Here is a 22,141-nt window from a genome sequence, read left to right as displayed (position 1 = left end):
CCGGGATCTTGAGACGACAGGACGGCCAGGCTCGGGCCATCAAGGTTATTGACTTTGGCCGTTCTTTCCACTACTTTTCTGGCATACTCTGTCTTTGCAAGCACCGAGGGAACATGAAAACCGTGCTCAAGATCTGCACCAGCCTGGTCCTGGTCACCGCGCTGGCGGGTTGTGCCGCCATGTCTACGGCGAAAAACGCTGCCGACTATTTCAAGGAAGGTGAAGACGCCTACTCGGCCCGGAATTACGACGAGGCGATCGCCATGTGGAAAAAGGTCAAGGAGAGCTATTTCTCTCCCGAACTGACCACCCAGGCGGAGCTGAAGATCGCCGATGCCCAGTACCAGAGCGGCAGCTACATCGAGGCAGCCGCCTCCTACGAGGAATTCCGCAAGCTCCACCCCACCCACGAGAAGGCCGCATACGCCCTGTTCCGCCAGGGGATGTGCCAGTATCACCAGATCACCGGCATCGACACCGACCAGACCCCCATCCGCAACACGGTCCTGATCCTCAAGTCCTTCATCTCCATCTACCCCGACTCGGAGTATGCCAAGGAGGCAAGGGAGAAGCTGGATGAGGCAGTGGCCATGCAGCTCAAGTACGAGATCTACGTGGGCAGGTTCTACCTGAAGAATGAAAAATACCAGGCCGCCATCAATCGCCTCGAAGGCGCTCTGAAGACCTTCTCCAGCTCCCCCCATAACGACGAGACCCTGCTCTACCTGGGCGAGGCCTATCTGCTTTCAGGCGACAAAGCCAAGGGGAAAGAGATCTTCAACCGCCTCTCCACCGAGTATCCTGCCAGCCCGTTTCTCAAAGACGCCAGCTCGTTCATGGAAAAACACTATTAGCAGGCTGTTGAAAACGAAGTTTCAGCGCAGCTAAAAACAGCCATCTCGCCGCCGTCCTCGAAAAGCCGCCTTGTGCGGCGTAGCGCTGCTACGCCTCCGCGGGGCTTTCTGCGGGTGCGACGATCTGACCATTTTTGAACAACCTGAGTTTTTCAACAATCCGTTAGTCCACGATTGGCTTACTGTGATGATCGGGTAATGGTTTCCAGGGGCGTGTCCCGGCGGCACGACCGGGCAATCTGGTTCTACAGGATGCTGCATGGGGTACGGGGCAGGTTCCGGCACCAGCTACGGGATACGCCGGTCATTGAGCGTCTGTTTTTCACGGGCTACCCGACTTCCCGATTTCGTCAGCTTCTCTTCATACATCCGTTCATCGGCCAGCTTGAGCGTCTCCCCCAGCTCCTCGGCAGAGTGGGCCGTGGCAGCTCCGAGCGAAAGGCTCAGACCGAGCCCCCCCATGGAATGCGACGCCTGCGACACCACATCCCTGACCCGCTGCATCGCCTTTTCCACTACCGACTGGTCGGCACCGGGAAGCAGCACTACGAACTCGTCGCCCCCGATCCTCGCCACGATATCCTCTGAACGGAACACCGACATCAGGACGCTGGCTGTCTGCTTGAGGACCTTGTCGCCGGCGGCATGGCCCAAGGTGTCGTTGACCTCCTTCAGGCCGTCCACATCCACCATGATTACGCTGATGGGGAGTTCGCTTTCACAGGAGAGCCGCTCCATCTCATCCTCGAAAAAGGCACGGTTGTAGAAACCGGTCAGCGTATCGTGGCAGCTCATGTAGCGGAGCTTTTCCTCGGCTTCCTTCCTCTCGGTGATATCCTCGCAGGCGGTTATGACGGCAACCGGGTCGCCATCGTCGCCAAACACCACGCTGGAGACCAGGTAGGCCGGAAACCGGCTGCCGTCCTTGCGGATGTTCTCCGTCTCCCGGCGGGCGCTGACGAATTCGCCGATCACCTCTTTGCCCCACGGGTGCCACCGTTCCGGGGGGGCGAAGATCCGGACGTCCTTGCCGATCAGCTCGCAGACATCGTAGCCGTGCATGTCGGCCTCGGCCTTGTTGGTGAAGATGATCCGGCCATGGCGGTCGGCAATGGTGACCCCGATCGGGATGGTTTCGATGGCGTGCTTGAGCGTCTTCAGTTCCTGTTCAGCCCGCAGCCGCTCGCAACGGGCCTCGGCCTCCCGCAGCTCCCTGCGGATGGCCGGTGCGAGGCGGGCCAGGTTGTCCTTGATGAGGTAGTCGTGAGCCCCCGCCTTCATCGCCTCCACGGCCGTATCCTCTCCCATTTTGCCGGAAACGATGATGAACGGGACATCGACCCCCTTGTCGCGCAGGACCTTCAGTGCGGCAAGGCCGCTGAAACCGGGCATGATATAATCGGCAATGACAATATCCCAGGTCGTGCGGTCCAGAGCTTCGTTCATGGCGACGGCGCTATCGACCCGCTCCCATTCCGATTCGATCCCAGACTTCCTCAGATGCCAGAGCAGAAGGTCGGCATCGTCGGGTGAGTCCTCGACCAGCAATATCCTCAACGCCCTCTCCTCCATCAGATCCTCCTGATGCAGCAAGATGCAATCTGTCACTGATTACAGTATACCGCGGAAGTCGCGTGCAGACGAATCGATTTGAAAGCAGGCAGCCCGCCCCGGATTCCGGAACGGGCTGCCTGGTCGCGACCTCTCATCGGTAGTGCCTCATCCGGTGTTTCCGGATGGACACTACTTGGCTGCCGGTGCCGGCTGTGCCTCCATGGCTTCCTTGAGCACCTTTACCCCTTCCTTGGAGGCGGCAATGGATGCGGTCAGGCTGTCCCTGGCCAGGTCGGGATTGTGGAAGCCGTCAGAGTTCTCGGCAGTCCAGTATTCCCACAGCACATGGGCCTCCTCGTGCTTCTCGCGGGCTTTGGCCAGCACAGTCTCGGCGACGCCCGCCCGCTTTGCCGCTGTATAGGTGTCGATCAACTGGCCGAGCCAGTACTCGGCCTTGCGCATCTTCCCTTTGGTGTAGTTCTGGACGGCTTCAATCTGATAGAGCTTCTGCTCGACCGTGTACTTGGGATGGCAGCCGAGACAGGCCTCTTTGATGTGGTTCTTGGGACGGATCACGCCATGGGTGGAAAAGACCTTGCCGTCCTTCCCCTTCTGCTTCGGCATGTGACACTGGTGGCACTGCACGCCTGCCCGGTCATGGACGCTGCCGGCATAGGTCTCGGCCTCAGGGTGCTGCAGCTTGATCAGCCGCGCGCCGGTCACGGCATGCTTGAAGTCGTAGAAATCAAGCTTCCTGTAATGCTCCAGAAGCCCCTTGACATTGGTCAGGGGGAAGTGGTTGGTCCGCTGGTCGTCGTAGCCGACCTTCTTGCCGTCGCTCCACTGGCTCCCCGCGTTGCAGTTGTACTCCACATGGCACTGGGCGCACATCAGGCGGGAGTCGGTCTTCTCCATCAGCCCGATCTTGCGGAAGCCGCGAAAATCGACCACGTTCAGGTCGGTTTTCCCGTTTTTGGCAAAGATGTTGGCGCCCCGGTCCTTTTCAACGGCCTGGATCAGAGCGTCACGCACGACCCGCGGCTGGGTGCCGTGGGGATCGTGGCAGTGGATGCACCCCACGGCGTTCTGGGTATCCTTGGCAATCGCCACCAGGTCCGAACTGCGGTCCCACTGTGCCCTGGGGTCCTTGTCCCCCATGAACTTCCATTTCAGAATATGATCCGAGGTCTTGCACTGGATACAGGTCGGATTGCCGGCCATGGCGGTCTCGGCCAGCTTCTTGTTGGTATCGATCAGCACGTCCCATGCCTTGCCGACCTCGTCTACCCCCTTCCAACCATCCTTGTACTGGAAACGCCCCCCCTGGAACCGGTCCACCACGAACTGGTCAATCACCATGAATGCATGGCCGCGGGGCTCGTTGTGCTCGAAGGTAAAGCCGTGCCCGGCCAGGAGTTTGTCCTGCATGGGCGAACGCCCGGTGGGGACCCCTTTCTCCTTGCGGGCAGCACCTTCGTAATTGACCGTGAAGAAGCTGGCGTACTGGTTCTTGTGGCACTTGCCGCACAGGGCCTGATCAATGACCGTGACCGGCTTGTTCTTCTCGGGGTCCTGCATATGGGCATCCATCTTGTCGTGGCAGGTCTTGCACGACAGCGAGGCATGCTTGGAGCCCTCCTTGATCGCCTTGATCTCCTCGTGGCACTCGTAGCATTTCTCCCGGCCATCCTTGATCGGCTTGGCAGCAGGCTTAGCCTTTGCCGCAACAGAGGGGAGCGCCAAGAGTGCCCCCATTCCGATGACTGCCACAGCAGCCGCAATCTTCCGTTTCATCATGCGTCTTTCTCCTTTCGCTGGGTATGGTTGGCCGGATTGCGCTGATTGCCTGCCTGGGGACGTCGCTCAACAGAGGTGGTGCAGACGCTGCATTCATCTGTACAGAAGAAGCATTTCCCATAAATGTAGCAGCAATTACCCCTTAAGCAATCAATCGCTCTGCCGATAGATGACCACATGGCTGTGCGGCATTAAACGCTTTTCACCAAGCACTGTCTTTGACGCAAGTCAAACAGTTGTTGATTCGAAAAATCAGCCCATCTGCCCGGCACCGGCATCGCCAGCCGATGCCCCATCTCCCCCGAAAGGGGAACCCAAAGGAGGGAACATCATTTCAAGAGCTTGCATTGACAGCCACCTCAAGTCCGATAGACTTTTTCTCGGCTCGTCGCCGGAACAGCGGTGATGGCAGGCCTGCTAGGGGAACGCGAGGCCACCTGCCCGCCATAACCGACCGGGCCCGTCCGGAGTCATTTTCAGAATCAATGCACAAACAGCATTTTTTTCTGGCAATCGCTAAAATTTTTGCTATTAATAAAACGATTTTATTATCACTAAACGGAGACCAGTATGAACATCCACGAGTACCAAGCGAAAGAGATCCTCAACGCATTCGGTATTCCGGTCCCTCGCGGCCGGGTGGCTCTGACGTCTGACCAGGTGGAACGGGCAGCCAAGGAGTTCGGCGGGCGCTGCGTCGTCAAGGCCCAGATCTATGCGGGCGGGCGGGGAAAAGCCGGGGGGGTGCGGCTGGTGCACCATCCCGAGCAGGCACAGGATTACGGCAAGGAGCTGTTCGGCAAGCGGCTGGTAACCCCCCAGACCGGCCCCGAGGGATTGAAGGTCCGCCGTATCCTGGTGGAAGAGGCCGTGGAGATCGCCAGGGAGTTCTATCTCTCCATAACCCTTGACCGGGGCAATGCCCGCTACTGCCTCATCGCTTCGGCCGAGGGGGGAGTCGAGATCGAAGAGGTGGCCCAGAAAACCCCGGAAAAGATCCACAAGCTCCCCATCGACCCCTATACCGGGCTGAGGCCCTACCAGGCGCGGAGGATCGCCCTGGCGCTCGGCCTGACCGGAAGCCTCTGCGAGGACTGCGTGGAGTTGATGCAGAACCTTTACCGGGTCTGCCTGGACAAGGACTGCGCCCTGGTGGAGATCAACCCGCTGGTGGTCAGCAAGGCCGGCTGGCTGATGGCCATGGACGCCAAGATCACCTTCGACGACAATGCCATCTTCCGCCACCGCGAATACCCGGACATGATGGACTATTCCCAGCTCGACCCCCTCGAGATCAATGCCGGCAAGTACGACCTCTCCTATATCAAGCTGTCGGGCAACATCGGCTGCATGGTGAACGGCGCCGGCCTCGCCATGGCCACCCTGGACGTGCTCAAGGAGTTCGGCGGCGAGCCTGCCAACTTCCTGGACGTGGGGGGCGGGGCAACAAGGGAGAAGGTGGCGGAGGCGTTCAAGATCATCCTGGAGGACGACGACGTGAAGGGGGTCTTCGTCAACATCTTCGGCGGGATCATGCGCTGTGACGTCATCGCCCAGGGGATCATCGAGGCGGCATCCGAGGTGAAATGTACCCTCCCGATCGTCGTCCGGATGGACGGCAGCAAGGTGGAGGAGGGGAGGCAGCTCCTTGCCGAATCCGGGCTCAACGTGCAGACCGCCGACAACCTGGGGGATGGCGCGGACCGGATCGTCAAGATGATCGGCTGAATTCATCGTAGGGGCAACCCTCTGTGGTTGCCCGTGGTCAGGGCGGGCACAGCGGCCTGCTCCTGCATGTCCAATATCGGGAGAAACCACATGTCCATTCTGATCAACAAGGATTCCAAGATCGTCGTCCAGGGGATCACCGGCCGGAGCGGCCTGTTCCATACTCAGCAATGCCGCGACTACGGCAGCCACATCGTTGCCGGCGTCACCCCCGGCAAGGGGGGCATCCATATCGAGGGGATTCCGGTCTTCAACACCGTCGAAGAGGCGGTCCGCTATACTGGCGCCAATGTCTCCATGATCTTCGTCCCGCCGCCTGCGGCTGCCGATGCCATCCTCGAGGCCGCCGACGCCGGGCTCGAACTGGCGGTCTGCATCACCGAGGGGATTCCGGTCCGCGACATGGTGCCGGTAAAAAGGATCCTGCAGGGGAGCAAGACCAGGCTGGTCGGCCCCAACTGTCCCGGCGTCATCACTCCGGGAGAATGCAAGGTCGGGATCATGCCGGGCTACATCCACAAGAAAGGGAAGATCGGCATCGTCTCCCGCAGCGGCACCCTCACCTACGAGGCGGTCAAGCAGGTGACCGAGGCGGGGCTCGGCCAGTCGAGCTGCGTCGGCATCGGCGGCGACCCGATCATCGGCATGAATTTCGTGGATGTGCTCAAGCTGTTCAACGACGATCCCAAGACCGAAGGGGTCTTCATGATCGGCGAGATCGGCGGCGGTGCCGAGGAAGAGGCGGCCTGGTGGATCAAGGAGAACATGAAGAAGCCGGTGGCCGCCTTCATTGCCGGGGTAACCGCACCGCCGGGCAAGCGGATGGGGCATGCCGGGGCCATCATCACCGGCGGGAAGGGAAAGGCCGAGGACAAGATCCGCACCCTTGAAGAATGCGGCGTCGCCGTAGCCACCAGCCCTACCAGGATGGGCGAGGCCATGCTGGCCGCCCTCAAGGCCGAGAAAAACGGCTAACCGGGCTAAGATACTGAGCTATAGTCTCTTTTACATTGACAAAGCAGGAGGCATCACCTATTCTGCACCCACAACCGAATAGTCAGCCGATGACAGATTCGCGATCATGGCAAGGCGGCGAAGAATGAGCGACCGAGGCGTACCGAAAGGTAGTTGAGGAGCGATTGATGAGCCAACGCCGCCAGGGCGCGAATGTGGCATCGGCAACCTGCTTATCGAGAGTGGTGGAGGGACAGGCCCTTTGAAGCCACAGCAACCGGTCCGGCAACGGATGTCAGGTGCTAATTCCTAGAGATGAGTCGGGAGCTTACCACGCGCAACCTATAAGCCCCTGCTCACCCCGAGCAGGGGCTTTTCCATTTTCCGAACCAGAGAGCCATTATGTCGGTCGGCATCGTCCAGCCACAATCCGTAACCTTCGACACCGAGCTCCGTCTTGAAAGCGGACGTATCCTCGGACCGATCACGCTCGTCTTTGAAACCTATGGCCAACTCAACGCCGACCGCTCCAACGCCATCCTGGTGACGCACGCCTGGACCGGCAGCGCCCATCTTGCCGGCCGCCACAGCGAGGAAGAGACCAGGCCCGGCTGGTGGGACGAGATCGTCGGTCCGGGCCGCCTTTTGGACACCGACCGCTACTGCGTCATCTGCATCAACGTCATCGGCTCCTGTTACGGCTCGACCGGCCCGACGTCGACCAATCCCCGGACCGGCAAGCGCTATAACCTCAGCTTCCCGGTCATTACCGTGCGCGACATGGTTCGGGCCCAGCTGCTCCTCATCGACCATCTCGGCATTGAGCGGCTGGTAACGGTGCTCGGCGGCAGCATGGGGGGAATGCAGGCCCTGGAATGGGCCACCCAGTTCCCGGACCGGCTTGCCTCGGCAGTGGTGCTCGCCACCTCCCCCCGCCCTTCCGCCCAGGCCATCGCCCTCAACGCCGTGGCCCGCTGGGCCATCTTCAACGACCCGACCTGGAAGAAGGGGGAGTATCGCAAGAACCCCAAGGATGGCCTGGCACTCGCCCGCGGTGTCGGCCATATCACCTTTTTGTCCGACGAATCCATGACCGCCAAATTCGGCCGCCGCTTCTCGGCCAGGGACGGCCTGTTCGACTTCTTCGGCCAGTTCGAGGTGGAGCGCTACCTCACCTACAACGGCTACAACTTTGTCGACCGCTTCGATGCCAATTCGTTCCTCTACCTGGCCAAGGCGCTGGACCTCTATGATGTGGCCTGGGGTTGCGAATCGTTGGAAGAGGCGTTCCAGCCGGTCCGGGTGCCGATCCAGTTCTTTGCCTTCACCTCGGACTGGCTCTACCCGCCGGCCCAGACCGAAGAGATGGTTGCCGCCCTGCAGAGCCTGGGCAAACCGGCTGAGTACCACCTGATCACCTCGTCCTATGGTCACGATGCCTTCCTGCTGGAGCACCAGACCTTTGCCCCGCTGGTGCGGGAGTTCCTCCGGAAGGTAGCCCCAGAACCGTAGCGAAAGGAACCGCTATCCATGAATCCGGCAGCGAAAACCGCGAAACAGGAACAGGCAGCCAACCGCCGCTGGCTGCGGGAACAGATGAATCCCTACTTTTTCGTCTCCATGAAGGACGAGCAGAGCGCCTTGTCCATCCTGGAACGGGAACTGGCAAGCCTGCGCATCAACCAGCGGCTGATACTGGCAGATCGTGAAAAGAGTCTGATCCTGGCGGTGCGCAACCGGCCCGGGTCGCTGTACGACACCGTGACGCTGCGCGAGGTGCAGGAGCGCGAGATCTCCTTCGCCATGTTCGCCCACTCCGAAGGCCCCATGCCCGGCGTCGGCGAATCTTTGGAGATCCAGCGCTTCGAGTTCGACCGGAAAAGCAACGAGGAGATCCTTGCCGGCAGAGATGTTATCGTTCCTGCACCCATTCGCCGCGCAACCCGCGCCGAGCTGCACAAAAGCTACCCCGACTTCGACCGGAAGGATTTCGATCGGCTCCTGCGGCTCCTCTGGCTGAACAACGAGCGCTACGTCCTGACCGCGCCTGCCATACGCATGGCCCAGGTTCTCAATCTCTTCCAGAAAGGGAACCAGAGCGGCGGTCTCTTTTTCGATATGGAGCGGATGGAAGAGGAGGACCTGTCGCGCATCCACTTTGCCGTGGGCAACCCTCCCCAGAAGGATTTCCTGATCCAGGTAATGGAGGTCTTCAAACGCCTCGGCCTGGGAGTTACCCGGGCCTACTGTCTCACCATCTCCAACGGCATCCACCCCTACTTCCTCGGCACCTTCTATGTGCGGCACCTGGACGGCGGCACCCTGGAAAAAGGGACCGACGTCTACTGCCAACTCCAGGAGGAGCTGTACAACACGCAGATACTGGCGACACGGTCGCATACCTACCGCGAATACGTCACCAGCGGCACCATGAGCGGGCAGGAAGCGTCGCTGATAAACGCCTTCATTGCCTTCTGCCACACCAACCTCGCCCACAACCAGCCTGAACGCTTCGGCCTCGACGATGTCAGGAGCGCCTTTTACGCCCATCCGGAGATCGCCCTGCAGCTGATCAAGCTGCTCAAGGCCCGCTTCGACCCGGAGATCGCCGACCGCGAGACAGTCTACCGGGAAGTGCTCGCCGCCACCCGGCTTGAGGTGGAGGAATACAACACCGGCCATCGCCACCTGGACGAGGTACGTCGCACCATCTTCCGCTGCTGCCTGATCTTCATCCAGTACACCCTGAAAACCAACGCCTTCATCCTGGACAAACAGGCGCTGGCCTTCCGCCTCGACCCGGCCTACCTGGCGGAACTGGGCCATGATTTCACCGACGACCTGCCACCGTCCACGCCGTTCAGGATCACCTATTTCTTCAGCCGCTTCGGCTTCGGCTACCATATCGGCTTTTCCGACATCGCCCGCGGCGGCTGGCGTACCGTCATCGCCCGCACCCCCGATGACTTCCTCATCAACACCAACACATTGTTCCGCGAAAATTTCGTTCTGGCCCACACCCAGCACCTGAAAAACAAGGACATCTACGAAGGGGGCTCCAAGCTGGTGACGATCCTGGACGTTTCCGACCTGATGCGAGAACGGGAACGCGAACGGGAGCTGGAAACGCTGCGGCTGTTCAAGCTGCAGTACGGTATCATCAACGCCTTCCTCGACATCTTCGTTACCGAACAGGGGGTGGCGAAACATCCGGGGATCGTGGACTACTACCGCGAAGACGAGCCAATCGAGCTGGGTCCGGACGAGAACATGCACGATGCCATGATCGAGGCGATCGCCCATCTCTCCCGGCGCCGGGGCTACCTCCTCGGCATCGGCATCATGTCCAGCAAGAAGGTGGGGATCAATCACAAGGAGTACGGCGTCACCTCCACCGGCGTGGTGAAGTTCGCCGAGATAACCATGGCGGAACTCGGCATCGACATCCGCACCGATTCCTTCAGCGTCAAGTTCACCGGGGGGACCAACGGCGACGTGGCGGGCAATGCCATGCGCATCATGCTCGAACGCTGCCCGCAGGTCCGGATCAGCCTGATTCTGGACGGCATGGCGGCAGTACACGACCCACTCGGTGCCGATCGGGCCGAACTGCAGCGCATCCTCCTCCGCCAGGACCTGGACGCCTTCGATCCCGGCAAACTGCACCCCGGCGGGGTCATGCTCTTCCGCACCGGCAGCCGCACGGAAGGCCTGCGGGAGCTCTTCCGCAAGGTAGTGATGACCTCCGACGGAATCCGGGAGGAGTGGATCTCCGTGGACGAGTTCCACCGGGAATTCGACGACCTGGTCTTTACGGTGCAGGCTGACCTGTTCATCCCTGCCGGCGGCCGACCCGAGACCATCGACCGGGAAAACTGGGAACGTTTCCTCCTGGCATCCGGGGAGCCTTCGGCACGGGCCATCGTGGAGGGGGCAAACTCCTTCATCACGCCGGAGGCCCGGATCCAGCTGCAGAAAAACGGGGTCATCATCATGCGTGATGCCTCAGCCAACAAGTGCGGCGTCATCTCCTCATCGTACGAGATCATCGCCAACCTGCTCCTCTCTCCCGAGGAGTTCATGTCAAACAAGGAACGGTACGTCCGGGATGTCCTGGAAATCCTGGAAAAGCGGGCCGAGGACGAGGCACGACTCATCCTGGCGCGCCGGCGCACCCAGCCGGAACTCCTCTGCACCGAGATCTCCGACGCGCTCAGCACCGAGATCAACGGCGCCTATGCCCAGCTGTTCCGCTTCTTCCAGAACCGTCCGCACCTTTGCCTGCAGCCCCTCTTCCGCCGCGCCATCCTGAGCCACCTGCCGCGCATCCTGCGGGAAGAGCCGCGCTATCGCAGACGGATCGGGAAGCTCCCTCCCAAATACCTCTTTGCCATCCTGGCTGCCGAAATCGGCTCATCCATGGTCTACCAGGGTGACCGGGAGGCGAACTTCGAGGAGACCATCCGCCTGCATCTGGCAAAGAACTTCCCGGCCGTCTGAGGCATTGCCGGCAACGCGTCGCTTCCGGGGCCACAGCAGCAGCTTTCAGACATGCCGGGCAGGGGCATTCCCCTTGCCTGCCCCCCAGGTTCGTGGTATCTTTCGTCAAAGCCAGCCAGGAGCCTGCGATGAAACTGGTCATCCTGGGAAGCGGCACCTCCACCGGCATCCCGATGGTCGGCTGTCACTGCCCGGTCTGCACCTCAGACGATCCCCGCGACAAACGTACCCGTCCGTCTCTCCTCATAGAGCAGAACGGCAGGTATATCGTCGTCGACACCGCCACCGACCTCCGGCAGCAGGCAATTCGCGAAGACATCCCCCGGATCGATGCGGTCCTGTTCACCCACTCCCACTCGGACCATGTCAACGGCATCGACGACCTGCGCGGATTCCATTTCATCCACCGCCAGATAATCCCCTGCTATGGCGACGCCTACACCATCACGGCCATCTCCAGCCGTTTCCCCTACATTTTCAAGGGGATGGAGGTTGAAGGCTACTCACCCTTGATGGACCCTCACGTCATCACCCAGCCGTTCGAGCTGTTCGGCTGCCAGGTCACTCCCGTCCCGCTCCTGCACGGCCCCTACCCCACCACCGGCTACCGCTTCAACGATGCCGCCTATCTCACCGACTGCAGCGCAATCCCCGCCTCCTCCTATCCGCTCCTGGCCGGTCTGGAGGTTTTGATCATCGACGCCCTCCGGTACTCACCCCATGAGAACCACTTCAATGTCGCCAGCGCACTCGAAGTCGTGGCAGAGCTCCGCCCCAGGCAGGCCTTCTTCACCCATCTGACCCATGAAGTGGCTCACCGCGACGGTTCACGTCTCCCCTCCGGCGTTTCTTTCGCCTTTGACGGCATGATTGTTGACCTCGACTGACGAAAGAGCCTTGCATAACCGAAACGGTTCAGTATTATTTTCACCAGCAACCCGAGGATGAACGCAATGCCCAAGGACATCCGCCTGCACGGCGTGACCGACAACCTGATCGAGTATTACCTGATTGCCGCCGGCGCCGATATCCACCGCCGCTTCTTCTTCAGCATCGACGAGGCGGGCAATGGCGGGGTGCGGGTCTTTGCTCCGGGGAGCGAGTTCATCGTCAAAGGGGACGGCATCACCCACCGCGGCAATGGCGGTTCGTTCTGCGAGTACATGTTCGGGGTGGACCAGCCGCTGGCCGATCTGGCCAAGAGCGAGGTCATCAACCGGCTGGTGCTGTACGGAGCCAGCTACGACAAAGGGACCGGGACGCTGGCATTTAGCGACCGCACCGAAGGGACCTTGAGCTTCGAAAAGATCTTTTTCGACGGCAACGCCGTCTGCAACTACTTCTTCTTCATCAACTCCGCAAGCCTCGGCGGCCCGATTCGGCAGCAGCAGGAACAGCTCCTCAGGCTGCTGGGCAAGGCTATCAAGCGGTCGCCGGCCGTGGGGGATGGGGACGACAACCGGATCATTGACGAGATCCTTTCCCTCCTCGCCGACAGCTCGGCCCAGCTCTTCCTCTTCAAACTGGTCAATCTCAGACACCAGGAATACCACCAACGCTTCCAACGCCTCTACTTCAGCAACAAGAAGATTGCCGACGACGATTTCGCCAGCCTGTCTGAGCTCGCCGTCAGGCACGGCATCGATCGTTACCAGCAGGAGCGGATCCGTATCGATGTCATGTACAAACATCCCGACAACCGCCGCATCGTGGACGAATACAAGAACATCCTCACCTCCTGCAACAACAAGGGGGAGATCAACAAGCTGGAAAATGCCCGTCTGACCCGGCTGAAGACCCTGTCGGTGCGGAACAAGATCCCAGGCGCCCTCTTCTACACCCTGGACGAGATGCTCAAGAAGGACAAGAAGGTCGTTGTCCTGGAAGAAAACGAGTACATCTCCGAGACCCGCCAAATTCTGGAAGGGCTGTTCCTGACCGAACAGCAGATCGACAGCACCATTGACCGGGACGACATGATCAAGCTGCTGTTCGCCAAGCAGAAGGCCACGGAAAACCGCGAACACGCCTTCGAGGAGATCCTGCTGGATGCCAGCAAGCTCTGCGACGAGAAGATCCGCGACGGTGCGGATACCTCGATCCTGGAGGGTTTTTCTTACATCATCACCTTCTTCGACCGCTACGACTCCACCTCGTCGATCTTCAACCAGCTCGCCTTCATGGAAAACGTCCGGATCACCGAGGAGATGATCCGGAGCCTTCTGGGGAACAGGCACGAATTCGACAGGCTGCGCCGCGGGCTGTTCGAGGAACTCTTTGTCAGCGGCATCGTCGAAAACAAGTATCTCGGAAAATACGGGCGCAACAAGCTCACCACCCTGCTCAAGGGGCTCAAGCTGGTGGATGAGAAGCGGATGACCACCGACGAACTCCTGGCCCAGTTGATCGGCCTGGACAGGGAAGAACGGACCTTCATCACGGTTCTCACCCATGTTCGGGACCGGATCAGGAACTTTTACTCCAAATACGCCTCCAAAGCCGACCAGGAGACCCTCAAGCAGGAGATTACCGAGGAGCTCCGCCACAAGAAGCTGATCACCGGAGAGATCCCCGACCACCTGTTCCACGAGACCATCCTGACCATCAAGAAGGAGGCGATCTACCTGCACAGCCTGCTGCCGCAGATCATCGCCACCAAGGACCTGGCCCTGCGCGAAGACTTCCTGGAGAACTCGGGGCTCGACCGGTTCTATGTCGAAGAGCTGGAACGGGAGTACTTCGAGATCAACGACCTGAACATGGACGACCTGTACCAGATCAGGAAGGGGCTCAACTAGTTTCTACGGAAACGTCCCTTTTTCGCCCTGGCGGTGTCAATCCGCGGATTCCTTGTGCGGCGTAGCGCTGTTTATGCCCTGTGGGTACTACGCCTCCGCGCAATCCCTTGATTTCCTTGCCAGGGAAAAAAATCCTCCATTTCCGATGTCTTCGTGCGGTGTTTCCGTCCGGACCATCTCCCCTTGACACCTTCGCGCTTCCCGCTTACACTGCTCACTGTGTAGAATAACTACTCAGGAGCAGCAATGCCTTCCACAAAAGCCCGTCTGACAACTATCCGCAACAAGATCCTCGATTTCGGCAAGGAAAACCTCGAAGAGATGCTCCACGCCCTGGCAGAAGGGGTGAGCCTGGTCTCGGGCAGGGAACGGATCAGGGTCTACCTTGAGGACCTGACCCGCGGCACTCTGACCTGCTTTCACGTCTCGGGACCCCATGCCGACGAGCTGCAGGAGGCGACCTTCCCGATCATCTCCGGCGAGGCAGTGGTGTCCATGGTCTTTGCTTCCCAGCATGCCGCCGAGTTCCGCCACGACGGCAGGAACGTGCTGCGACTGGACCGCGAACTGGTCGAGCGCTGCGCCATCAGCTCCTCGACGCTCCTCCCTATAACCAGCCTCGGCAAATCCATCGGCGTTGTCGCCATCGACCACGACATCACGGCCAGCCATCTGGGAAGCCCGGCCAAGGCCCTGCTCAGCGAATTCATCGGCGATGTGGCAGACAACATCGACCATGCCCGCATCTACCACCAGCACCTCTTGCTGGCCCGCCGGGTGGAAGAGTACAAGCGGCGAGAGGCCGCAAGCTTCATGGTCAAGTCGGCGGTGAGGCTCCTGGACCGACTCACCCTGGCATCGGTGCTGGTTCCCACGACCGGTCCCGACGGCAGGCAGTCGCTGGAGATCCTTGCCAGCCATGCCGAACAGAGCGACCTCAAGCTGCAGTACGATCAGCTCGGGGCCATCAACCTGGAGCGGGGCAAATCGCTGATCTCGCGGTACATCGACGACCGGGCGGTAATCACTGACGAGCGGCTGCTGCACCCGCTCTTCATCCCGGATCTCACCCAGCATACCCTGCAGAAGCAGGCGCTGACCGCCCAGATGGCGCTCCGCTCCCTGTATGTGGTGCCGAGGTATGCACCGGAGTCCAGGCGGGTGATCTGCCTGGTGAACTACTTCTCCCGGGAGGTCTACCGTTTTTCCGACTTCGAGATGGGGCTGTTGCAGACCCATGCCGAGATGGTCGAACGGGTCATTCACGAGATCGGCGGAGAGCACCTGGAAATCAGGGTCCTGGCCGAGATCTCCGAGCTGCTCCAGGAGCGGAACGAAGAGCTGCAGCCCTTCCTCGGCAAGGTCCTCTCCAAGGCTACCGAACTGATCGGCGCCGATACCGGCAGCATCGCCCTGGTCAAGGAGATCGAAGGGGAGAAGTGGCTGGTGGTGGAAGACCGGGAAGGGAACATCCTCGGGGCCAAGAGCAAGGAATGGCTCAAGAAGTATATCCCCCCCTTCCGGATCGGCGGGTACGAACTGTTGCCGGAAGAGCGGAGCCTGACCGGCTACGTGGCCTGGGCCAAGGAGCCGAAGGTCATCGTCAACGTGGAGGAAGAGCGGAGCGGAGACGGCTTCCACCGCTCCATGAGCGACCTCATCAAGAGCGAGATCGCCGTCCCGATCATCAGCGACGATCAGGTCATCGCCGTCATCTGCCTCAACTCCCTGAAGGCGAATTTCTTCACCGAGGAGCACAAGCGGATCCTGCAGCTGATCGACCGCCTCACCGCCCGCCACATCTCCGACATCCAGCGGATCGAAACGCTGCAGAGCGAGGTCCAGCGGCTGCAGACCGACGTCGCCTACAAAGACCCGCAGATATCCTCGTACCGCCTGGGGAACATCATCGGCATCAGCCGCAAGGCCCAGGAGATCGTCGACTTCATCAATACCGTGTCGGAACCGCTCTTCAACCGGATCGTCCTCTGGAGCAAGAATGTGCTGCAGGAGGCGACCATCGGCCTGCCATCGATCCTGGTCACCGGCCAGACCGGCGCCGGCAAGGAATTTTTCTTCAACAACCTCTACAACAAGCTGAACGAGATGTACCGCCGGGAGATCAACCCCACCGGGGAATTGACGGTAAAAAAGACCAATATCGCCGCCTACAGCGGCGAGCTGACCTTCTCTGAGCTGTTCGGCCACAAAAAAGGCGCCTTCACCGGTGCCTACAGCGACCGGCGCGGCATCCTGGAAGAGGCGCAGGGGGGGATCGTCTTTTTGGACGAGATCGGCGATGCCGACCCGAAGACCCAGGTGCAACTGCTCCGCTTTCTCGACAACGGCGGCTTCGTCCGGCTGGGGGAGAACCAGGAACGTTTCAGCAGGGTCCTCCTGGTGGCCGCCACCAACAAGAACCTGATGGAGGAGATCGCCAGGGGGAATTTCCGCGAAGACCTCTACCATCGCCTGTCGGAACTCTCAGTGCGGGTACCGTCCCTCAACGACCGGCGCGAGGATATTCCCGATCTTTCCATCCACTTCCTGGGCAAGCTCTACCGGACGTACCGCGACCGGAGCGAGCAGCAGGAGGCATCGGCACCGCCGGCCCTCTCCGTGGAGGCGAAACAGGTGCTGATGGGCCACTCCTACAAGGGGAACATCCGCGAACTGCGGAGCATCCTGCTCCGGGCCCTCTTCTTCCGGCTGGGGAACGTGATCACCGGGGACGATATCCGGCGTGCCATCCGCGACGGCATGTACGAAGCCCCGCCGGGAGCGAGCCAGGCGCTGACCGAACAGGTGGCCGACGAGATCCTGGCGCAGCTCGACAAGGGGAAGGACTTCTGGGAGGCGGTCTACGAGCCGTACTCGCAGAACCTCATCTCCCGCGATGCCGTGCGGCTGGTGGTCGATCGGAGCAGAAACCTGGCAGGCAAGCAGATGCCCCAGGTCGCCCGCCACCTCAAGGCCATCACCGGCGACATCGGCGACAGCGAAGAAGAGCGGCGCAGGTTCTTCAAATTCAAGAATTTTTTGTACAAGACGGTGAAGATCTGACCCGAAAGCCTATCGGTCTGCTATTTCGCTACGACCTGAACCCGGTCGGCAACGTCTATCCCCCCCGGCTTTGTCAGCCCAAAAGATGGCGCCGTAAAATCCCTGGCCGGGAGGTTCACGGCGCCATGGCCATGTCGCTGTTTCGGTTCAATCATCACGAAAAAACGGCCATTGCGAAGCAATAGCCGTTGCCGGTTTCAGGATGCCGGAGCTTACTAGGAGCGGCGGCGCAGGAAGGAGAGGAATTCCTCCTGGGTGAGGCTCTTCTTGCGGACCAGGTGCTCGATCTCGCGGCTCATGGCGTTGCGCTCCCCTTCCTTCATGCTGTCCTTCATCAGGACGAAGAAGGGGATATTGCGGGTCTGGGGATAGAGCCGGAGCCGGTCCAGGAGTTCGAAGGAACCGATGTCCGGCAGCATCAGCATGGAAAAGACCAGATAGGGATGGGAGGTGGTGACCAGGGCCAGGGCCTCCTTGCCGGTGTAGGCATTCACCACTCCGAACCCGAGCCCTTCAAAGGCCTTGGCCAGTTTCTCTTCCCCCTTGCGGGTGACAATGAGCGCATGCAGGTCGTAGTCCAGCACGTCTTCGGTCAGCCCCAGCACGGCGAGCTTGTTGAGCAGGTACTCCTCATCGAGGGGGAGCGTAAAGAAGCCGGCCACGGGGAATACCCCCCCCACCTTGCCGAGCTCGCTGAGAAACATGGGGAGTATGGGGATGTCGCGTGTTGACGGGTCGCTCTTCAGGTCGAGCAGTATCCCCCAGCCATCGGCAGATGACGGGGAAAGATCGAGCAGAATGCCGAGCGGTCGCTCCACCTTCAGTTCGTCGGGGCCGGCGATCCGGGAAGCGTAACCGGCAGCACGCAGATAGCCGCTGACGATCGAACCGCGCTCGTGCCGTTCTCCAAGCCCCATGATCCAGAGTTCCCGCTGGTCGGTGACCTGCTCCATGAACCGCTCCTGTTGCCCTCAAGATGTGGGCAGCCCTGAAAACTCAAGACTGGCCCATGACTATAGACTCTCTCTTACCATATTTATCGCCGTGACGCCACCATACTTTAGAGGCCGCAGGGGAACCGTTGTAAATTGCCACGCCTTGTGGTAGCGTTCCCTTCATGGGATAGCAGGCAGATTACACGTTTCTTCCAGCAAATCGGGGCATCTGCGGATTCGCTACGTCACTCGAAGGAGGCATCATGGCGAGCACGGTATTTTTTGCGGATATGCGAACCAGCCACAAGGAGAATCTTCTCGGCAAGATCGCCAGGCTTTTGGCCCAGGCAGGGCTGCAGGAGCGGGTCGCTACGGGCGACCTGGTTGCGGTGAAGGTCCATTTCGGCGAACGGGGAAACCACGCCTTTGTCCGTCCGATCTTTCTGCGCCGGGTGGTGGACGAGATCAGAAAATGCGGCGCGCTCCCCTTCCTCACCGATTCTTCTACCCTTTATCCCGGCGAACGGAAGGAAGCGGTTTCAGCACTTACCTGCGCCATTGAAAACGGCTTTGCCTATGCCGTGGTCAATGCTCCCCTGATCATGTGCGACGGTCTGCGCGGCCAGACGGCCGTCGATGTACCCATCCCCGGGGAGATCCTCAAAAAGGTCAGCATCGGGGCCGAGATCGTCGAGGCAAATGCCCTGGTGGCGGTTTCCCACTTCAAGTGCCACGAACTGACCGGCTTCGGCGGCGCACTCAAGAACCTGGGGATGGGATGTTCCAGCAGAATGGGAAAGATGGTGCAACACTCGACGGTTGCACCGAAGGTGGCGGAGCGGTTTTGCAATGCCTGCGGCGTCTGTCTCAAATCCTGTGCCCACGACGCCATTGCCATTATCGAGGGAAAGGCGCGGATCGATGCGGAGAAATGCGTCGGCTGCAGCCGCTGTATCACCGCCTGCCTGCAGAAGGCGATCAACATCCAGTGGAATGAGGCGTCCGACCTAGTCATGCAGAAGATGGCCGAGCATGCCCTGGGCGCCGTCACGGGAAAACAGGACAAAACCGTCTTCCTCAACTTCATCACCCAGGTTTCACCGGCCTGCGATTGCTATGGCTTTGCCGATGCCCCCATCGTCAACGACATCGGCATCTGCGCCTCCACCGACCCGGTGGCGATCGACCAGGCCTGCGCCGACCTGGTGAACAACGCCCAGGGGAACGCCGGCACCGCGCTGAAGAGCGGTCACGAACCGGGCGGCGACAAGTTCAACGGCGTCTATCCCGATATCGACTGGAAGACGCAGCTGAACCATGCCGAGAAGATGGGGCTGGGGAGCCGGACCTACGAACTGGTCAGGATCTGATCCCCAGTCCCGCTCATTCAGAGGCAATGGCCTTTTCCCTGAATTGGGACCGATCATTCCTCTCCGATTTCTTGTCACGGCTGTTTTTCAGGGCGAAGATCGCCGAACGGAGACTCTTCAGATTGGCTATATAGGTCTTCAGCGGTGCCGTCTCCCCGGCATAGAGGAGTTCCATCTTGTCGGATATCTTCCCTTTTACTTCGAATGAAACGTTCCCGGTACTGTCCTTTTTCGGATAATAGGAAATACTTGGATCAAAGGTGAGCAGTGCCGCCAGCAGATAGGTATCCTCGATAATCGACAGTGTCTGACTCTTTATGATGATTGCACTATGTTTGTTGCTCATCGCGCTGCTCCTTTTTGGCTCTGTCAGCCAAATCCACCGAAGCTGCGTATGTTCCCTTCGGCTCCGTATCCCGGATTTCCCATTCAGCAGACACTGAAAACGGCGGGCGCTCCCAGAATGGCCCACCGTATCAGTCCCGACGCCTCACGCCTTGATTGTCAACCAAGCGGAGAGGCGCGAGCCAAACGGCAGGCTACGGCAACACTCGAACCGTCCTCCTGAGCGCGGTGCTGCAGCAGTCTGTCAAAACGGGGAGAGTAGACAACCTTGACGAGATTACCGACGAGAATCGCCGGCGCAGGAGAAAGCTGATTGATCCCTTCTTCAATTGCAGCGCACGTACGCTCGATATGCCTGATGCCGTCGGCATCTGTGGCTACCTGCCCCAACATGCCGAAGGAGATGGAGAACACCACGGCCAGGGAGACCAGTGGTCTGAAAAACCGCCCTTTCATTATCAAGCACACATTAGATCGCAAACCATAGCCCGCCATTTCGCGCAAAATACTTTGCCGCAGAAATAACTAAGCAGTTAAAGTGCCACGCCGACAACAGACTGCACGCGAGATGCAACCGGCAACCGGACTGCACGGGGCACCCCCCCGGGGTGGTACTCCCAACAATCACCTGAAATCATTATTTCTTTGCACAGCAAACCATTATTTATCGGGACTCGGAATTACATGCGATTCCGCCTCGTGTCTCTGCCATGCCAGAAGAGAATCCCCGACCGGTCGCCAGCAATGGTCGCGATATCCCTCAAAGGGTGACGGAGACCTTCGTTAAATCGCGTAGCCCCTTTGACCACATTCAATTATATATTACTAATTTAAAAGCGATAATGAGCTCCCAACCAATTGAATTAATTTGGGGGAGAGGAAGCGGGACGACAGGAGAATCTGCTTTACAGATCAAAACACCCACATTATTGTATATGGATCAAAACACCCCACCGCCACAGAACCTGATAGAAATTAATGCGCCGCTTGCAATCATTTTCCAAAAAACCATTGCTGATGAGCCTGGTTGGCCTGTCGCTGCTGTTGGCAGCCCTTGCGGCAACGGTTCGCATCACTATTCATGGAGACCTGGAAGGGATCTATATCCTCAAGGGCACCCACGGCAAGCTTCTGGAGCTGAAAGACGATGTGCTTTTGGGAGAGTTTGAGCGGGTACTGTTCAAGGCCGACCTGCGCACGTTCCACCTCCTCTCCCGCCATCTGCCGGAATCATCCTCGCACGAGGCATATCTTACATACCAGTGGAACCGGAAATGGGGGCATGGCTTTGTCCAGAGCTTTGCCGCGGACGGATCGCGGTTCATTGTCTGCTTCAGCAGGTTTCGCGACAGCAACGACACGGTCCCGCGCGGACTATTCGTCGGGGGCGGGCTCCCCTATTCCCGCTATGAAAGCAGCAAGGTACAGCTCAACGAAACCGGGGTCGCCTATTACAACAACTCGCACTGGTACCATATCTGGTGCAATGCCAATGAGGCCATTGCCGGCAGCAACTCGCCCGACAGGCTTCAGTTCCCCTCCAACTGGGAGTACCTCGACTCGAAAATACGCTATGCAACCAGCAAAAAGATCATGCTGCAAAGTAGCCACCGGACCGTGATCGACCATGTGCCGGTGCAAATCGAACGTTTCATGCTCTATCGCGCCGGCGACCGTTATTTCATCCTGGTCACCAGGATACGGAATATCGGCACGCAACCGACCGGTTACTTCTTTGTTTACGGAGACGAGCCATGGGTAGGGGATTACGGATCATCGATGGGAAATGTCGGCTGGGTACAGGATCGGCTGTATCACTACGAGGCAACGGTGGACCCCACACGCCACAACTTCGCCGGCATGTACGATCATGGCAATCCGGTCGTTCTGGGAGAACACGGCCCCTTTTCCGAAATGGCCAATTTTATCGAATGGCTCGGCGATCTGCGACCGGACCTGGTCTACTTTTCCAACAAGGAAGGGGAGATCAGCGACGAATCTGCCAGGATTCCCCTCTCCAGCCGCGACAACCGGGTCATGTTCCTTCAATGGGGACCGCGCCAGCTCATGCCGGCGCAGACAGAGACCATTGTGCTTGCCATCGGCATGGCAGACAAGGGTCAGCGCGATGGCATGCCCCGGAAACCGAAGGTCAGCGTCGACTGGGCAGACATACACACCATCATGACAACCCCATGAATCTTACTGCCTCAACTCGAACAGGTCATCTCCAGGCATAGCCG

Annotated in this window: 15 protein-coding genes and 1 riboswitch; of the genes, 10 read left to right on the top strand and 5 right to left on the bottom strand. The window is 59.7% G+C overall.

Translation table 11 applies throughout. The annotated features are described in order from the left end of the window. Window positions 1-113: 113 nt before the first annotated feature. Window positions 114-854: an outer membrane protein assembly factor BamD gene (bamD, locus tag GJT30_13125; protein MSM40551.1), complete on the top strand. Its 741-nt coding sequence runs from the start codon at window positions 114-116 to the stop codon at window positions 852-854. Between the two features lie 288 nt (window positions 855-1,142). Here the strand turns inward: bamD and GJT30_13120 are convergent, their stop codons facing one another. Both GJT30_13120 and GJT30_13115 read right to left on the bottom strand, forming a co-directional pair. Beyond that, window positions 1,143-2,426, bottom strand: coding sequence for a diguanylate cyclase (locus GJT30_13120; protein ID MSM40550.1), 1,284 nt, complete (start codon window positions 2,424-2,426; stop codon window positions 1,143-1,145). Between the two features lie 171 nt (window positions 2,427-2,597). Next, a complete protein-coding gene (locus GJT30_13115) occupies window positions 2,598-4,205 on the bottom strand; it encodes an ammonia-forming cytochrome c nitrite reductase subunit c552 (protein MSM40549.1) in 1,608 nt (535 codons plus the stop codon). Between the two features lie 570 nt (window positions 4,206-4,775). Here GJT30_13115 and sucC point away from each other — a divergent pair. From sucC to GJT30_13080, 7 genes are all read left to right on the top strand, one after another. Continuing rightward, entirely contained in the window at window positions 4,776-5,933 is a 1,158-nt protein-coding gene (sucC, locus tag GJT30_13110) for an ADP-forming succinate--CoA ligase subunit beta (protein ID MSM40548.1), read from the top strand. 90 nt (window positions 5,934-6,023) lie between these two features. Continuing rightward, window positions 6,024-6,908 (top strand): succinate--CoA ligase subunit alpha, encoded by an 885-nt coding sequence (gene sucD / locus GJT30_13105; GenBank protein MSM40547.1) that lies wholly within the window; start codon window positions 6,024-6,026, stop codon window positions 6,906-6,908. 209 nt (window positions 6,909-7,117) lie between these two features. Continuing rightward, a riboswitch (SAM riboswitch) is annotated at window positions 7,118-7,209 on the top strand. Window positions 7,210-7,289: 80 nt separating this feature from the next. Continuing rightward, window positions 7,290-8,399, top strand: coding sequence for a homoserine O-acetyltransferase (locus GJT30_13100; protein ID MSM40546.1), 1,110 nt, complete (start codon window positions 7,290-7,292; stop codon window positions 8,397-8,399). An 18-nt stretch (window positions 8,400-8,417) separates the two neighbouring features. Next, entirely contained in the window at window positions 8,418-11,387 is a 2,970-nt protein-coding gene (locus tag GJT30_13095; protein MSM40545.1) for an amino acid dehydrogenase, read from the top strand. A 128-nt stretch (window positions 11,388-11,515) separates the two neighbouring features. Further along, window positions 11,516-12,274, top strand: coding sequence for an MBL fold metallo-hydrolase (locus tag GJT30_13090; GenBank protein MSM40544.1), 759 nt, complete (start codon window positions 11,516-11,518; stop codon window positions 12,272-12,274). A 66-nt stretch (window positions 12,275-12,340) separates the two neighbouring features. After that, window positions 12,341-14,185 (top strand): TIGR04442 family protein, encoded by a 1,845-nt coding sequence (locus GJT30_13085; protein ID MSM40543.1) that lies wholly within the window; start codon window positions 12,341-12,343, stop codon window positions 14,183-14,185. A gap of 246 nt (window positions 14,186-14,431) precedes the next feature. Then, on the top strand, window positions 14,432-17,248 hold the full coding sequence (locus GJT30_13080) for a GAF domain-containing protein (protein MSM40542.1): 2,817 nt from the start codon (window positions 14,432-14,434) through the stop codon (window positions 17,246-17,248). Between the two features lie 215 nt (window positions 17,249-17,463). On the opposite strand, the gene GJT30_13075 is transcribed toward GJT30_13080, so the two are convergent. Then, entirely contained in the window at window positions 17,464-18,201 is a 738-nt protein-coding gene (locus tag GJT30_13075) for a response regulator (GenBank protein ID MSM40541.1), read from the bottom strand. A gap of 245 nt (window positions 18,202-18,446) precedes the next feature. Here GJT30_13075 and GJT30_13070 point away from each other — a divergent pair, with 245 nt between their 5' ends. Beyond that, window positions 18,447-19,553, top strand: coding sequence for a DUF362 domain-containing protein (locus GJT30_13070; GenBank protein ID MSM40540.1), 1,107 nt, complete (start codon window positions 18,447-18,449; stop codon window positions 19,551-19,553). 13 nt (window positions 19,554-19,566) lie between these two features. Here the strand turns inward: GJT30_13070 and GJT30_13065 are convergent, their stop codons facing one another. Next, complete coding sequence (locus GJT30_13065) at window positions 19,567-19,899, bottom strand: hypothetical protein (protein MSM40539.1); 333 nt, start codon at window positions 19,897-19,899, stop codon at window positions 19,567-19,569. Window positions 19,900-20,057: 158 nt separating this feature from the next. Then, window positions 20,058-20,354: a hypothetical protein gene (locus GJT30_13060; GenBank protein MSM40538.1), complete on the bottom strand. Its 297-nt coding sequence runs from the start codon at window positions 20,352-20,354 to the stop codon at window positions 20,058-20,060. 561 nt (window positions 20,355-20,915) lie between these two features. On the opposite strand from GJT30_13060, the gene GJT30_13055 reads away from it, so the two are divergent. Beyond that, a complete protein-coding gene (locus GJT30_13055; GenBank protein ID MSM40537.1) occupies window positions 20,916-22,097 on the top strand; it encodes a hypothetical protein in 1,182 nt (393 codons plus the stop codon). Window positions 22,098-22,141 lie beyond the last annotated feature (44 nt).

Origin of the sequence: Geobacter sp., from assembly GCA_009684525.1 — a bacterium.
GTDB lineage: Bacteria > Desulfobacterota > Desulfuromonadia > Geobacterales > DSM-12255 > Geoanaerobacter.
The sequence above is the reverse complement of the archived record's forward strand: the minus strand, read 5'-3'. Positions and strand labels throughout refer to the sequence as shown.